Raw genomic sequence first — 13,596 nt, 5'->3', positions numbered from 1 at the left:
GGGTATGATTCTGCCGTATGCGCGCGCTTTTGTCGGTGTCGAACAAGGCAGGTCTGGTGGAGTTTGCACAGGGTTTGCTGGAGCTGGGCTTTGAGCTGGTCTCTACCGGCGGAACCCACAAAACCCTACAGGCGGCGGGGCTGGAGGTGGTGTATGTCTCCGAGGTGACGGGCTTTCCCGAGATTCTGGACGGGCGGGTCAAGACCCTGCACCCCCGCATCCACGCCGGTTTGCTAGCGACCAAGCGCCCCGCGCACGAGGCCCAGTTGCAGGCCCAGGGCATTCCCCGGATTGACCTGCTCTGCGTCAACCTGTATCCGTTCCGGGAGACCCTGGCGCGTGGGGCTTCATTTGAGGAGTGCCTCGAGAACATCGACATCGGGGGGCCGGCCATGCTACGGGCCGCGGCCAAGAACCACCAGGCGGTGTTGCCGGTGTGTGACCCGGCCGACTACCCCGAGGTGCTGCAGGCCTTGCGCACCGGCGTCAGCAGTGAGTTTCGCCGCAGGCTGGCGTATAAAGCCTTTGCTCATACCGCTGCCTACGACGCGGCCATCGCCGAGTTCTTGGCTTACGAGAAGTTTCCCCAGACCCAGCTTCTGAGCCTCGAGCGCCTGCCGGTGGAGCTGCGCTATGGGGAGAACCCCCACCAGGAAGCGGCCTTGTATGCCCTCGAGGGCCAGCGGGGCCCGGTGCTCCACGCCCGGGTGCTGGCCGGCAAGCCCATGGGCTTCAACAACTATGCCGACGCCGATGCGGCCTGGGCCCTGGTGAGCGAGTTCGAGCTGCCGGCCTGTGTGGCCGTCAAACACGCCAACCCCTGTGGGGTGGCCCTGGCCGACGATCCCAAAACCGCCTGGGAGCGTGCCCGTGATGCCGATACCCTCTCGGTGTTTGGGGGGGTGGTGGCCTTCAACCGCCCGGTGGATCTCGAGACCGCCATGGCCACCCGTGGAACCTTCCTCGAGGTGCTGATTGCCCCCGAGGTAAGCCCGGAGGCCCTGGAGTGGTTCCGCAGCAAAAAGCCCGACCTGCGGGTGCTGGTCGCGGCCTCACAAGACGCCGACCAAAGGGAAGTCCGCCCGCTGGTGGGGGGTTTCCTGGTGCAGGATCGGGACAAGCGGCGCTGGGAGGAGCTCAGCCTGCACTATGTGACCGAGCGCATCCCCACGGCCCAGGAACTCTTAGATCTCAAGTTCGCCTGGTATGTGGGCAAGCACACCCGCTCCAACAATGTGGTGCTGGCCAAGGATGGGGTCACGGTGGGGCTGGGTACGGGGGCGGTGAGCCGTATCTGGGCCGCCGAGCGTGCCATCCAGAACGCAGGTGAGCGGGCCCGGGGGGCGGTGCTGGCCTCCGAGGCCTTCTTCCCCTTCGACGATGTGGTGCGGGCTGCTGCTGCCGCCGGGGTTACCGCCATCGTGCAGCCGGGGGGTGCTAAGCGCGATGAAGAGGTGATCGCCGCCTGCAATGAGCTGGGCGTCGCCATGATTTTTACCGGCTCGCGCCACTTTAAGCATTAGCCCGCCGAGGTTTTTTGCGCAATCATACCGTTTCCGCTTGAATCCTTCACTATAGGACGCAGTCAGAGGTGAAGGATTCAAGCCGACCGAAGGGAGTAGAAAAGCATTTCGGTAGTATCGTTTAGGCTTGTCAAAGTGAACGATACTACCGAAATGCGTATCAAGCCCTCATCAGGCCGCCCAGTGTTCAAAGGGTGGGTTGAGCAGCGGGTTGTAGGCGGCTGCGGAAGACCAGCCCTACCCCCAGCAGCACCAGGGCGCCGCCAACCCAGGTCCAGATGCCCAGGGGCTCCCGCAGGAAAAGCCAGCCCAAAAGCAGGGCGATCACGGGGTTCACATAGGCGTAGGTGGTGACCAGGCTTAGAGGCAGCAGGCGCACCGCCAGGATGTACGAGGTGTAGGCAATCAGAGAGCCAAAGACGATCAGATACAGGTTGCTGGCCCAGCCCAAAAGGGTGGGGGTGTGCCAGGGTTCGCCAAGGGCGATAGAAAGAATCAGGAAGCCCAGTCCGCCAAAGAGTTGCTGGTAGCTCGAGACCACCACCGGCTCCAGGTTAGCAATCTGGCGCTGGGTGAGGATGGTTCCGCTGGACCACATTAGCGGAGAAATCAAGAGCAGCAAGAAGGCCAGCAGGTTGGTGGAAGTGCCTGTGCTTAGCTTGGGGACGTTGAGCGCCAGGATGCCCAGGAGACCGGTGAGCAGGCCCAACACCAGCAGCCTCGAGGGCGGTTTGCGGTCCAGCAAACCCTCGAGCGCGGCGGCCCAGATGGGGGTGGTGGCGATCATCAGGGCCACATAACCCGAAGGCACATACTGCGTTGCCACGAGAATCAAGCCGGTGCCGCCCAGCCAGAGCAGGCTGCCCGAAAGCGCCAGCTTGCCCAGCATTTGGCGGCTGGGGTGTATTTGCCAGCCGCGCCAGCGGGCATACAGGAGCAGTAGCAAAGCCGCCGGGATAAACCGGGCGGCGCCCATCCAGAAGGGCTCGAAGCCGTTCAGGAGACCAATTTTGAAGGCCAGGTAGGTGCTGCTCCAAACCAGATAGACCACCAGGAGGTGAAGGAGGCCAGCTCGTGAAAAAGGCATTGGGAAAGGGGGGTGGGAGGCTGGGTGCTCTTAAAAAAGCGATTCCTGGCTCACGGTTTTGATCTCGATCCCTTGTTTTGGCCCGAGCTCATCCAGGGTTTTTTTGACCAGCTGGATGTCCTGCCAGGTGAGGTGTTTGGGGCTGCCGGCTTCGCGGGATGGGTTGCGCAGTAGATAAGCCGGGTGAAACATGGGAAAAATCCGGATGCCCTGCCATTCAAAAAACTTGCCACGGGCTTTGGTGATGGAGAGTTTTTCCCCTGCGAAGAACTCCAGCGCGGTAGCGCCCAGCGGGATGATGATCTGGGGTTTGACGAGCTGGATTTGCTTGACCAGCCAGAGCGAGGTGCAGGTTTTGGCCTCTAAGGGCTCGGGCGCGCGGTTCCCGGGTGGCCGGCACTTGACGATGTTGGCGATGTAGACGCTGGCTCGAGGGATACCGGCGGCCTCGAGGATTTTGTCGAGCAGTTGTCCGCTGCGCCCCACAAAAGGCCGCCCCTGCAAGTCTTCGTCCTCGCCGGGGCCCTCACCCACAATCATGAGCTTGGCGTCGGGGTTGCCCTCCCCAAACACCACATGCGTGCGTTGCCGGGCCAGACCACAGGCTGTACAGGCTTTGGCTTGAGCAGCGAGCAGTTCGAGGTTCATGGCAGGAAGAAAAACAGAGAATAGAAAACCGGGGCACAGGTATTCCCCGCACCCCTATCCGGAGCCGTTATTGTAAGGGTTTGCGTGCCTTGCGGGCTTCCCGGCGAATTTTGGGATCCAGGCCGATCATCAGAAAGAAGTTCTCGAGGGCATTTTCCTGACCTTTGATCTCCGGGTGCATGTCTTCAGCCGTGCCGGTGACAAAAGGAAGCTGCTGGTACAGCTCGAGGGCCTGACTTACAACCGCATCCGGGCCTTCGTTTTCGGCCACCTCGGCCAGTTTGGCATAGATTTCGCGCCGGGCTTCAGCGTGTAAACGGAAGATATCGGGGTTCGGTGTCTCCGGGGCCCGAAGAACATCCTGCTTGGCAATTCGACGGTAGTGTTTCAGACCGCGCACAATTTCTTCGGTGGAGAGGGTCACCTTGTACTCCATCCTAGCTCCTTTCAACACAGAACCCTTGAGGGGGTAACGGTTGATTTTTCCTCCATGATTATAGGATTCAAAAAAATATGGTGTCAACGCGAGGTTGTTGGATTAAAATCCACGCTTGGCGTACTGACATATCCGATGCCAGTCCAGCACACCAGGCCGGGTGACCCGGTTGGCAGGCAAGTTATACTGCGATCTATGGAAAGCCTGGGGCACTACTTGTTACGGGAGCGCATTGTGCTGCCGGGGGTAGGTGCGATGGAGGCCTTCGAAGGCCAGGATGTGCGAACCGGCATTGATGTGCTGGCCTTTAGACCCATCGCAAAGCCGCTCCCAGAACTATCCATACCGCACACCCTTCCCTGGATAGACCAGGAGGGGGATGCCTGGATTGCCGAGATTCCGGTGGGGGCGGTCAAGACTGCCTGGCTGGCTGGGCGGCTCGATATAGCCCGCCTGACGCAGTGGTGTAAACAGTTGGTAACGGTACTCCACTGGGCGCAAGAGCGGGATATTCCGGTAGGGTATGTGATTCCTGAGCTGATTTGGGCCAGGGGCAGCCGGATCTGGCTGGGTGGGGTGGGGGTGCCTAACCCTGAGCATGCTCGCGATTTTTCTGGCCTGCTCAACACCATAAAGGTGTTTGCGGGTGAGGCTTATCCGGCCCTGCCCTGGCGGGAAGCCCTTGAAGACTATGTGGCCGGTCACCGCGATTACACGGCCCTGCTGGAGCGCCTCGAGTTCGAGGGCGAGACCCCGGCATCGAAGTCGAGTTCGTCTGATCCGCAGGCCGCGGTGCGCACCAGCCCACCTGCACAAGACCCCAGCCGCCCCCATGCTGATCCCCTCGAGGCCCGCAGGGCGCGAGCTGGTGGTGAGGGGGTGGGGGATGCGGTGCGTGGTGAGGGGGCCTCGTCTTCGCTCGAGGCCCGCAGGGCGCGAGCTGGTGGTGAGGGGGTGGGGGATGCGGTGCGTGGTGAGGGGGCCTCGTCTTCGCTCGAGGCCCGCAGGGCGCGAGCTGGCGGTGAGGGGGTGGGGGATGCGGTGTGTGGTGAGAGGGCGCAAGACGAAATGACCCCCGATAAAAGACCTGCAAAAGCCACTTCGCAAGACGCGCCGGACGCTGAGAAGCAAACCCATAGCAAAAGCCTCAATGTCGAGGTGAACGAGCCGGCCCAGCCGGCTGCAGCCAGCACGCCGCCGCGCCGCATCCGCATTGAGGAGCGGCTCGAGCCCCCCTTCGAGGTGCTGGAGCCCCCCTTGCCCAGCCGTCGCACCGTTGCGCTCTGGATATGGTTGATCCCACTGGTGCTGCTATTGGCCGGCCTGGGCTGGTGGATGCGCTCGAGGACGCCTTCTCCAGGAGCCACCGCGGTTTATCCGGTGGAATTCCGCCTTCAGCCACCGGGGCCGGGTGCAAGCTTGGCTATCTTGGAGGCCCCAGAGGGTTCCCAGATGCCGTTGAATACCGAGATAGCCCAACTGCCCGGGCGCGTGGACTTCGACCGGCCCGGTATCTACCGCATTCGTGTTCGGGTGCAGGGACGGGCGCCGGTGGAATCGCTCATCGAAGTGCCCAACCCCGGCGGGGTCACCATCAGCCTGCAATAGCAGACCCGCTGCAAGGCGCACGGTTTGGAGCATACCGCCTTGGGCGATATGCTCTTTGTATGAGCGTCGTTATCCTCGATTATGGCTCTCAGTACACCCGTTTGATCGCCCGGCGCATCCGTGAGCTACGGGCTTATTCGGTTATTTTGCCGGGAACGGCTAGCCTGGAGCGCATTCAGGCCGAACGTCCGCAGGCCCTTATTCTTTCAGGGGGGCCAGCCTCGGTGTTCGAACCCAACAGTCCGCGCCCCGCGCCAGGGGTGCTCGAGCAGGGCTGGCCCGTCCTGGGCATCTGTTACGGAATGCAGTACCTGGCCCAGTACTTTGGAGGCAGGGTTGAGCGGGCTGGGCGGCGCGAGTACGGCAAGGCCAACCTGGTGCACCACACCGGCCCTTTATTTGCTGGCCTCGAGGGGGAGCTACAGATGTGGATGTCCCACTCCGATGCCGTTACCGAACTACCCCCAGGCTGGCAGGTGATTGCCAGCACCGAAGAGAACCCGGTGGCCGCTATTGCCGCGCCCGATGGCCGAACTTTTGGGGTGCAGTTTCACCCCGAGGTGGTGCACAGCCCCAAAGGGATGCAGGTGCTGGAGAATTTCCTCGAGCTGGCGGGGGTGGTCCGCGACTGGACGGCCCAGCACACCCTGGAGCACCTGATCGCCGATATCCGGGCGAAGGTTGGGGACGAAAAAGTGCTGCTGGCTGTTTCAGGCGGGGTGGACTCATCGACCCTGGCCCTGCTTCTGGCTCGAGCCATTGGCGACCGGATGACCGCGGTGTTTGTAGACCATGGCCTGCTGCGCCTGGGTGAGCGCCAGGAGGTCGAGCAGGCCCTGCGCCCCCTGGGGAAAGCCCTGCGGGTTGTAGAGGCTTCCGGGCAGTTTCTCTCGGCCTTGCGAGGGGTGACCGATCCCGAACAGAAACGCAAGATTGTGGGGCGCGAGTTTATCCGGGTCTTTGAGCGGGAAGCCCGGCAATTGTCGGCCCAGGGCTATAGATGGCTGGCCCAGGGCACCCTGTACCCCGATGTAATCGAGTCAGCGGGTAGCGGCGAGGGCAGCGCCAACATCAAGAGCCACCACAACGTGGGGGGCCTGCCCGAGGATTTGCAGTTTGAGCTGCTCGAGCCTTTCCGCTATCTGTTCAAAGACGAGGTGCGGGAGCTGGCCTTGCTGCTGGGCTTGCCCGAGCCCATTCGGATGCGCCACCCTTTCCCCGGGCCAGGCCTGGCAATTCGCATACTGGGGGAGGTGACCCCACAAAAACTGGAGATTCTACGCCGGGCCGACGACATTTTTATCTCCAGCCTGCGCGACTGGAACCTGTACGACCAGGTCTCACAGGCGGCTGCCATCCTGACCCCTATGCAAAGCGTGGGGGTGGTGGGGGACGAACGGAGCTATGGCTATGTGCTGGGTTTGCGGGCGGTCTCCACCGTGGACTTTATGACCGCCGACTGGGCCCGGCTTCCCCTGGAATTCTTAGATGAGGTGGCCCGCAAAATCACCCGCCAGGTGCCGGAGATTGGGCGGGTGGTTTACGACATCACCAGCAAGCCACCGGCTACCATTGAGTGGGAATGAATCCCGTTGCTGATCCTGGAGCCAGCCCACCACCGGGCAGAAAAAACCCCCACCCAGAGGTGGGGGCGTTTTGGTGGTTGGCTCAGGCTGAGCGGGCTTTCGCGGTGGCTTTGCGACGCTGCTCGAGGGTCTTGTACCAGACCACCAGGGCCGAAACCACGTAGATGGAGGAGTACGTACCCACCACAAAGCCCACGAAGATAGCCAGCGAGAAGTCGCGCAGCACCGGCCCACCCAAGAAGAGCAGGGCCAGGATGGGCAGCATGGTGGAGAGGGAGGTCATGAGGGTGCGGGAGAGGGTCTGGTTGATGGAGGCGTTCACAATCTCGTAGTAACTCCTGCCCCGCATGATTTTGAGGTTTTCGCGGATGCGATCCGAGATAATCACCGAGTCGTTAATCGAGAAACCAACGATGGTGAGCAGAACCGCTACGGTCGGGATGGAGAACTCCAGCCCCAACAAGCTGTACATGCCCGCCACAATCGCCACGTCGTGCCCCACCGCAATCACGCTGGCGACGCCAAACACCCAGTCAAAGCGGAAGGCCACGTAGATTAGAATCAGCGCCAGGCCCACCAGTACCGCAAAAATGGTATTCCGGCGCAGCTCCGAACCAATGGCCGGGCCTACCGTTTCGGACTGAAGGATGGTGGCCTGCAGGCTTTCCTGGAACTTTTTCTCCAGCTCGATGCGCTGTTCCTCGCTGATTTGCCGCACCCGTACCGAGAATTCGTTGCCGTTCACGCTGGAAAGCGAGGTGATCACCGATTCGGCCCCGCGGAGCTCGGCGATCCCGGCATTATCGAGAAAACTGCGGATTTGCTCGGCCCGGGTTCCCTCGGGTACGCGGATGGTAAAGGCCGTACCGCCGGTGAAGTCGATGCCGAAGTTGAAGCCTTTGACAAACACGATACCGGCCGCGATGACAGCTAGTGTGAGGGAGGCCGCGGTAACATAGCGCGAGATGCCCAGGAAGTCGATTTTGGTACCCCACAGCCAGTAGGGGGGCCTGACCTCGCAGCGGTCGCCGATGAGCTCCAGAAGCCAGCGGCTGAAGACCAGGTTGGAGAAGACCGAGGTCACCACGCCCAGCGCCAGCATGACTGCAAAACCCCGCACCGGCCCGGTGCTGTACTGGTAGAGGGCGGCCGCGGCCAGCAGGTGGCACATGTTGACGTCGAGGATGGTAATGATGGAATGGGAGAAGCCGCCCGGTATGGCCTGACGGAACTTCTTGCCCATTTTGAGCTCTTCCTTGATGCGCTCGAAGGAGAGCACGTTGCCGTCTACCGCAGCGCCCAGGGTGAGAATCAGGCCGGCGATGCCCGGCAGGGTGAGGGTGGCCCCCAGCAGCGAGATGGAGGCCAGCAGCAGAATGGCGGTGTAGATGAGGCCCAGGGCGGCCACCAGGCCCATCCAGAAGCCGTAGTAGGCGAAAATCAGGATAAACAACAAGACTGTGCCGATAATGCCTGCCTGGATACCCGCGTTGATGGCATCCTGGCCGAGGGTGGGGCCGATGGCGCGGGTCTCGGCTACCTCCAGCTTGACCGGCAGCGAGCCCGAGCGCAGCACCAGGGCGATGTCAGAGGCTTCCTGCACACCGGAAAGTCCTTCGATTACAGCCCGCCCGCCGGCAATGGCCTGGCGGATGCTGGGTGCGGTGTAGACCTTACCGTCGAGCACCACGGCGAGCTGGCGGCCCACGTTGGCCCGGGTGACCTCCTCGAACTTTTTGGCCCCCTCGGGGGTGAACTCCATATCCACCTGAGGACGTCCAAACTGGTCGAAAGAGGCATTGGCGGTACGCAGGTCGCTACCGGTGAGCAGGGGAGGGCCCAGGTCCTCGAGCTTGTATAGGTTTTTCTCAAGTTCGGCCCGGCGGGCGGCCAGGGCGGCCCCGCTGAGGCCAGAGCTGCGTAGCTGCTCGTTGATCTGTGCCACGGTGGTACCGGTGGCCCCCTGATTGACGATGCGGAACTCCAGCTTAGCGGTCTGGCCGATCAGGCCCAGGGCGCGTTCCTGCTGATCCTGCTTCAGGCCCGGCAATTCCACGATGATGCGATCGTTGCCCTGTACCTGCACCAGGGGCTCAGCCACCCCGATGGCGTTGACCCGGTTCTCGATAACGGTGCGGGCCACATCCAGCTCGGTTTTAGCCACAGAGGGGTCGGGGTTGGGCTCGGCCACCTTGAGGGTGATGCGCAAGCCCCCTTGTAGGTCGAGGCCCAGCCGGATCAGGCCATCGGCGGGCAGCAAGGGTTTTTGTGGGTTGCGGGCTTCCCAGGGGCGGAACAGCCCCACAATAGCGGCTAGGAGTAGCCCGATGAGAAGAACAGCTTTCCACGTGCGGTTGGTCATATCCGTTCCTGTTTGTACTTTGCCCAGGTGAGCCCAGCGGTGCTTTGGCGGCTAACCGATGTCCAGGCTCAGTGAGGAGAGCGGAGGGTCGTATGGTTTGGCTGGCGCAGGGATGCGTGCTGGTGGACTATCCGCCGTCGGTTTGCAGGCGGGCATAGGCCAGGTAGAGCCGTTTTTGGGGGGGTGGGGCTGGGTGGGAAAGGGGCGCCTGGGTCAGTGTGGGGGTGTGGCTGCGCAGGATCGGTTCCAGGGCGTTTGCCACCAGCCCTGGCCCCAAGGGATTGCACTTGGCCTTGGCTTCGAGCAGCGGCTGGGGCAGGGGGACGGCCATCCAACCCTGGCTCAGCCCACTGCCAGCTTTGGCCTTGCTGGGCGACCAGAAGAGCCCTGGCCCCAAGGCGATCAAGGCCAGGGTAGCCAGGGTGATCCAGCGTTGCCAGCGTTGCATAACTTATTGCCCAATCAATGTATACCCCAGGCGCCTGGTTTGGCCAGCGCGGGGGTGGATGCAGGCCCCGCGCCCCATACAGCTTGGCGTCAGTCTGTAGCCACCTCGACCTGCTGGCTGGCCTCGAGGACATCTCCTTCCTGAAAATCGGTGAAGCCATCCAGCAGAATGCCGCATTCAAAGCCCTGGGTCACCTCGCGCACGTCGTCCTTGAGGCGCTTAAGTCCCCCAATTTTGCCCTTCCAGATCTCCTTGCCCTTGCGCAGCACCCGGATATCGGCGCTGCGGGTAACCTTACCCGAGGTGACCATGCAACCCGCAATAACCCCGCGGCTTAGCCTGAAGATGGCCCGGACTTCGGCGGTTCCCAGGATTTCTTCCTTGTAAACCGGTTCACGCTGCCCTTTGACCATCTTGCGGATCTCGTCGATCAGCTCGTAGATGATGCGGAAGCTCTGTAAGGGCACGCCTTTCTGTTCGGCGGCCTTCTTGACCGAGCCGCTGGGGTTGACGCTGAAGGCCAGAATGGCCCCATGGGCGGTGGAGGCCAGCAGCACGTCTGATTCGGTGGGCGCCCCTACTGCGGCCAGGAGAACGTTGATTTTGACCTCCTCGGTGGCTTCTTTGGCCAGGATGTTTTGAATGGCCTCGAGGGAGCCCTGGGTGTCGGCCCGCAGAATCAGGTTGATTTCTTTTTGCTCGTCTTGCTGTGCCTTGCGCATCAGGTCGGCCAGGCTGCGGGCACGCTGGAGATCGCCTCGAGCCTCAGAGGCTTTGCGCTCTTCGATGCGTTCCTCGGTAATTTCCTTGGCGGCTACCTGGTCGGGAACCCAGGTAAAGGTATCGCCGGCGGAGGGTAGCTCCGAGAAACCCAGCACCTGCACGGCGCTTCCGGGGCCGGCCTCGGTGCGGCGGTTGCCCTCGGCATCAGACATGGCCTTGATCTTGCCCCAGCACTCGCCCGCCACCACATAGTCACCGATTCTAAGGGTGCCCTGCTGCACCAGCAGGCTTGCCAGAACCCCCGCCTGCTTATCTACTCGAGCCTCCAGAATCACCCCCTGGGCCTCGGCTTTGGGGTCGGCCCGCAGGTCTTCCAGCTCGGCCATTAGCAGGATGGTCTCGAGCAGATCGGCCACGCCCTGGCCGGTCTTGGCCGAGATGGGTAGCACCTCGACATCGCCCCCGTAAGCCACCGGCACCAGGCCAAGCTGCATCAAATCCTGGTAGACCTTGTTGATGTCAGCGCCGGGTAGATCCATTTTGTTGGCTGCAAAGATGATCTTGGCCCCGGAAGCCTTGGCGTGGGCGATGGCTTCCTTGGTCTGGGGCATCACCCCTTCGGTGGCTGCAATCACGATTACGGCGATATCGGCGACCTTGGCGCCGCGCTGGCGGATGGTGGTGAAGGCCTCGTGCCCTGGGGTATCGATGAAGACCACGGTGCCGCCAGGGGTTTTTACCTCAAAGGCCCCCACGTGCTGGGTGATGCCCCCAGCCTCTTTTTCTGCAATGCGGCTTTTGCGAAGATAGTCCAGCAAGCTGGTCTTGCCGTGGTCCACGTGGCCCATAATCACCACCACCGGAGGGCGGTGGGGGATGGACTTACGGGCTTCTTCGGCTTTTCGGGCAGCCTCGGCTACCTTCTGCTCGCCGATGAGCTCCTTGACTGCGAGCGCGGTGTCTTCCTCGAGGGTGCTGGCATGGGACTTGTAGGTGACCCCCATATCGTCGAGGATTTTCAGCAGCTCGTCGTTGGACATCTCAAGTTCTTTAGCGAGCTGATAGATTCTGATTTTTGCCATGCTGACCTCCGGTTGTATATGCCTAGAGTCACTGCGGCGATGGCTGTTCGTTCTGCGAAGCCGGACACGCCACGTTTCCCAAAACCATCTGTAGTGCCAAGGCAAGTTCTGCTGCTTTTGCTCCGGCGAGGCGGCGCAGTTTTTTCTCAGCCCAGCATTCAGGGCGATCGGGGCAGACGTAAGCACCGCGCCCTGGTCTGCGGCCGGTAGGATCGAGTACGGGGCCTCCCTCGGTCATCACAATCCGCAACAATTCACGTTTGGGCCTGCGTTCTCGGCAGGCAATGCACTGGCGGATGGGGATGTGCTTGGCCCTGGACATTACCACTCCGTGCTGGACTGTAGGTTATTCGTCGTCCTTGAACAGGCTCTCAAAGCGGCTCTTGGCATCGCTGGAGACCCTGGACGACTCGTCCCTTTCGGCAGCTTTCAAGATGGCTGCGTCGAGATCGGTAATTTCTTCGGCTTCCTCGAAATTGATCTCGTAGCCGGTCAGCTTGGAGGCCAGGCGCACGTTTTGCCCGGCCTTGCCGATGGCCAGAGAGTGCTGGTCTTTTGCAACCACCACGCTGGCGCGGTTCTGCCCGTTCTCGCTGTTTTCTATGGTGATTTCGCCAACGGTAGCGGGCGAGAGCGCGTTGCGGATGAACTCTTTGGGATTGGGGCTCCACTGAATGATATCGATCCGCTCCCGGCCCAGCTCGGCAGAAACGGCCTGGATGCGCTGGCCCTTATGCCCAATGCAGGCCCCGATGGGATCCACGTTGGGGTTGTGGCTTACCACAGCCACCTTGGAGCGGCTACCGGGTTCACGGGCGACCGCCTTGACCTCCACAATGCCCTCGGCAATCTCGGGTACTTCCTGGCGCAACAGATAGCGCAGCAGCTCTTCGTGAGCGCGGGACACCACCAGGCTGGGCCCTTTGCTCGAGCGCTGCACCTGCTTCAGATAAACTTTGATGCGCTGGCCGGGATGATAACGCTCGGTAGGGATTTGTTCCTTTTGTGGCATCAGGGCTTCGCCGCGTCCGAGCTCCACGTAGACGTTGCCCCGGTTATCCACCCGGGCCACGCTGCCGGTCACGACCTCGCCTTCTTTGTCTTTGTACTCGTTGTGCACGCGGGTGCGCTCAGCCTCTTTGAGGCGCTGGGTGAGCACCTGCTTGGCAATCTGCACGGCGATGCGGCTGAATTCCTCGGGGTCTACGGGGAACTCCATTTCTTCGCCAACTTCAACCTCCGGGTCGTACTTTTTGGCAGTCTCGAGGTCGATCTCTTTATCGGGGTCTTTGACCTCCTCGACCACCCGCCGTATCTCCAGCACCTCGAGGTGGCCCTCCTGGGGGTCTAGGTGCACCTCGATGATGGGCCCTTTGCCCTCTTCTTCCACATCCTTAGGGCGGAAGCCTTTTTGCCTGAGGTAGGCCAGCCTCAAGGCCTCCTCAAAGTTGGAGATCAGTTCCTCTGCCGTGACCCCACGCTCGTGGGCTACCTGGGATAGGGCGTCTACAAAATCTTTGTTCACAGATATTCCTCCTCTGGGCTGATGCTTCGGTGGCCCGCTCTACCTGGGCTTATCCGGCCACTCCGCCAGGGTGGCCTTGAAGGTGCCGAGCTGCAGGCTGCGCGTTTCGTCTTTTTCCAGCAGAAACTCGACCATATCACCCCTAACCGCCCCGATTCGCCCGGTAAAGTTGCCCTGTGGGCTGCGCACCCGTACTTTCAGCCCGGCAAAGCGCTCAAAATGCCGGGCCGTGAAGAGCGGACGGTCGGCGCCTGGCGACTCCACCTGGAGCAGGTAGCGCGCTGGCAGCAGGGCCTCGAGGGTGTCCAGGTGGGCGCTGAGCGCGCGGTTGGCCCGCTCGAGGTCGGCGATCGAGATGGGCACTTCGTCTTTCCGCTCGATGCGCACCAGGAGCACGGGGTTTTTACCGCTCTTGAGGCCCGCCTCGAGCACCTCGTAACCCAGCGGTGCCAGCACACTTTCGGCCACCTGGCTCCATTGGGGGGCGCCGCCTGCCTGCAAGGGATGTTCTGGCTCCACTCCTTCACCTCCTCCCCCAAGCAAGAAGGGTGGGCTATCAACCCACCCC

Annotated in this window: 12 protein-coding genes; 3 read left to right on the top strand and 9 right to left on the bottom strand. The window is 62.0% G+C overall.

What is annotated here, in order from left to right; translation table 11 throughout:
- Positions 1 to 17: 17 nt before the first annotated feature.
- Positions 18 to 1,523: a bifunctional phosphoribosylaminoimidazolecarboxamide formyltransferase/IMP cyclohydrolase gene (gene purH / locus MRUB_RS09825; RefSeq protein ID WP_013014197.1), complete on the top strand. Its 1,506-nt coding sequence runs from the start codon at positions 18 to 20 to the stop codon at positions 1,521 to 1,523.
- 187 nt (positions 1,524 to 1,710) lie between these two features.
- Here the strand turns inward: purH and MRUB_RS09820 are convergent, their stop codons facing one another.
- The 3 genes from MRUB_RS09820 to MRUB_RS09810 form a co-directional block, all read right to left on the bottom strand.
- Positions 1,711 to 2,610, bottom strand: coding sequence for an EamA family transporter (locus MRUB_RS09820; RefSeq protein WP_013014196.1), 900 nt, complete (start codon positions 2,608 to 2,610; stop codon positions 1,711 to 1,713).
- Positions 2,611 to 2,640: 30 nt separating this feature from the next.
- Positions 2,641 to 3,258: a uracil-DNA glycosylase gene (locus MRUB_RS09815; RefSeq protein ID WP_013014195.1), complete on the bottom strand. Its 618-nt coding sequence runs from the start codon at positions 3,256 to 3,258 to the stop codon at positions 2,641 to 2,643.
- A 67-nt stretch (positions 3,259 to 3,325) separates the two neighbouring features.
- On the bottom strand, positions 3,326 to 3,694 hold the full coding sequence (locus MRUB_RS09810) for a hypothetical protein (RefSeq protein ID WP_013014194.1): 369 nt from the start codon (positions 3,692 to 3,694) through the stop codon (positions 3,326 to 3,328).
- A 195-nt stretch (positions 3,695 to 3,889) separates the two neighbouring features.
- On the opposite strand from MRUB_RS09810, the gene MRUB_RS09805 reads away from it, so the two are divergent.
- Together MRUB_RS09805 and guaA are read left to right on the top strand one after the other, a co-directional pair.
- Positions 3,890 to 5,302: a hypothetical protein gene (locus MRUB_RS09805; RefSeq protein ID WP_013014193.1), complete on the top strand. Its 1,413-nt coding sequence runs from the start codon at positions 3,890 to 3,892 to the stop codon at positions 5,300 to 5,302.
- Positions 5,303 to 5,361: 59 nt separating this feature from the next.
- A complete protein-coding gene (gene guaA, locus MRUB_RS09800; RefSeq protein WP_013014192.1) occupies positions 5,362 to 6,888 on the top strand; it encodes a glutamine-hydrolyzing GMP synthase in 1,527 nt (508 codons plus the stop codon).
- A gap of 82 nt (positions 6,889 to 6,970) precedes the next feature.
- Here guaA and secD read toward each other — a convergent pair whose 3' ends face one another.
- From secD to rimP, 6 genes are all read right to left on the bottom strand, one after another.
- Positions 6,971 to 9,250 (bottom strand): protein translocase subunit SecD, encoded by a 2,280-nt coding sequence (gene secD / locus MRUB_RS09795; protein WP_013014191.1) that lies wholly within the window; start codon positions 9,248 to 9,250, stop codon positions 6,971 to 6,973.
- 127 nt (positions 9,251 to 9,377) lie between these two features.
- Positions 9,378 to 9,698, bottom strand: a complete 321-nt coding sequence (locus tag MRUB_RS09790; protein WP_013014190.1) for a hypothetical protein — start codon at positions 9,696 to 9,698, stop codon at positions 9,378 to 9,380.
- Between the two features lie 89 nt (positions 9,699 to 9,787).
- Positions 9,788 to 11,503: a translation initiation factor IF-2 gene (infB, locus tag MRUB_RS09785; RefSeq protein ID WP_013014189.1), complete on the bottom strand. Its 1,716-nt coding sequence runs from the start codon at positions 11,501 to 11,503 to the stop codon at positions 9,788 to 9,790.
- 28 nt (positions 11,504 to 11,531) lie between these two features.
- Positions 11,532 to 11,825, bottom strand: a complete 294-nt coding sequence (locus tag MRUB_RS15595; protein WP_024050290.1) for a YlxR family protein — start codon at positions 11,823 to 11,825, stop codon at positions 11,532 to 11,534.
- A 24-nt stretch (positions 11,826 to 11,849) separates the two neighbouring features.
- On the bottom strand, positions 11,850 to 13,028 hold the full coding sequence (nusA, locus tag MRUB_RS09780) for a transcription termination factor NusA (protein ID WP_013014188.1): 1,179 nt from the start codon (positions 13,026 to 13,028) through the stop codon (positions 11,850 to 11,852).
- A 39-nt stretch (positions 13,029 to 13,067) separates the two neighbouring features.
- Positions 13,068 to 13,547, bottom strand: coding sequence for a ribosome maturation factor RimP (rimP, locus tag MRUB_RS09775; RefSeq protein ID WP_013014187.1), 480 nt, complete (start codon positions 13,545 to 13,547; stop codon positions 13,068 to 13,070).
- Between the last annotated feature and the right edge of the window lie 49 nt (positions 13,548 to 13,596).

Source organism: Meiothermus ruber DSM 1279, assembly GCF_000024425.1.
Taxonomy (GTDB): domain Bacteria; phylum Deinococcota; class Deinococci; order Deinococcales; family Thermaceae; genus Meiothermus; species Meiothermus ruber.
This window is presented reverse-complemented; position numbering and strand designations above follow the sequence as displayed.

Coding starts and splice junctions, on each gene's coding strand:
- purH (WP_013014197.1), top strand. CDS start 18: ATGCGCGCGCTTTTGTCGGTGTCGAACAAGGCAGGTCTGGTGGAGTTT.
- MRUB_RS09820 (WP_013014196.1), bottom strand. CDS start 2,610: ATGCCTTTTTCACGAGCTGGCCTCCTTCACCTCCTGGTGGTCTATCTG.
- MRUB_RS09815 (WP_013014195.1), bottom strand. CDS start 3,258: ATGAACCTCGAACTGCTCGCTGCTCAAGCCAAAGCCTGTACAGCCTGT.
- MRUB_RS09810 (WP_013014194.1), bottom strand. CDS start 3,694: ATGGAGTACAAGGTGACCCTCTCCACCGAAGAAATTGTGCGCGGTCTG.
- MRUB_RS09805 (WP_013014193.1), top strand. CDS start 3,890: ATGGAAAGCCTGGGGCACTACTTGTTACGGGAGCGCATTGTGCTGCCG.
- guaA (WP_013014192.1), top strand. CDS start 5,362: ATGAGCGTCGTTATCCTCGATTATGGCTCTCAGTACACCCGTTTGATC.
- secD (WP_013014191.1), bottom strand. CDS start 9,250: ATGACCAACCGCACGTGGAAAGCTGTTCTTCTCATCGGGCTACTCCTA.
- MRUB_RS09790 (WP_013014190.1), bottom strand. CDS start 9,698: ATGCAACGCTGGCAACGCTGGATCACCCTGGCTACCCTGGCCTTGATC.
- infB (WP_013014189.1), bottom strand. CDS start 11,503: ATGGCAAAAATCAGAATCTATCAGCTCGCTAAAGAACTTGAGATGTCC.
- MRUB_RS15595 (WP_024050290.1), bottom strand. CDS start 11,825: ATGTCCAGGGCCAAGCACATCCCCATCCGCCAGTGCATTGCCTGCCGA.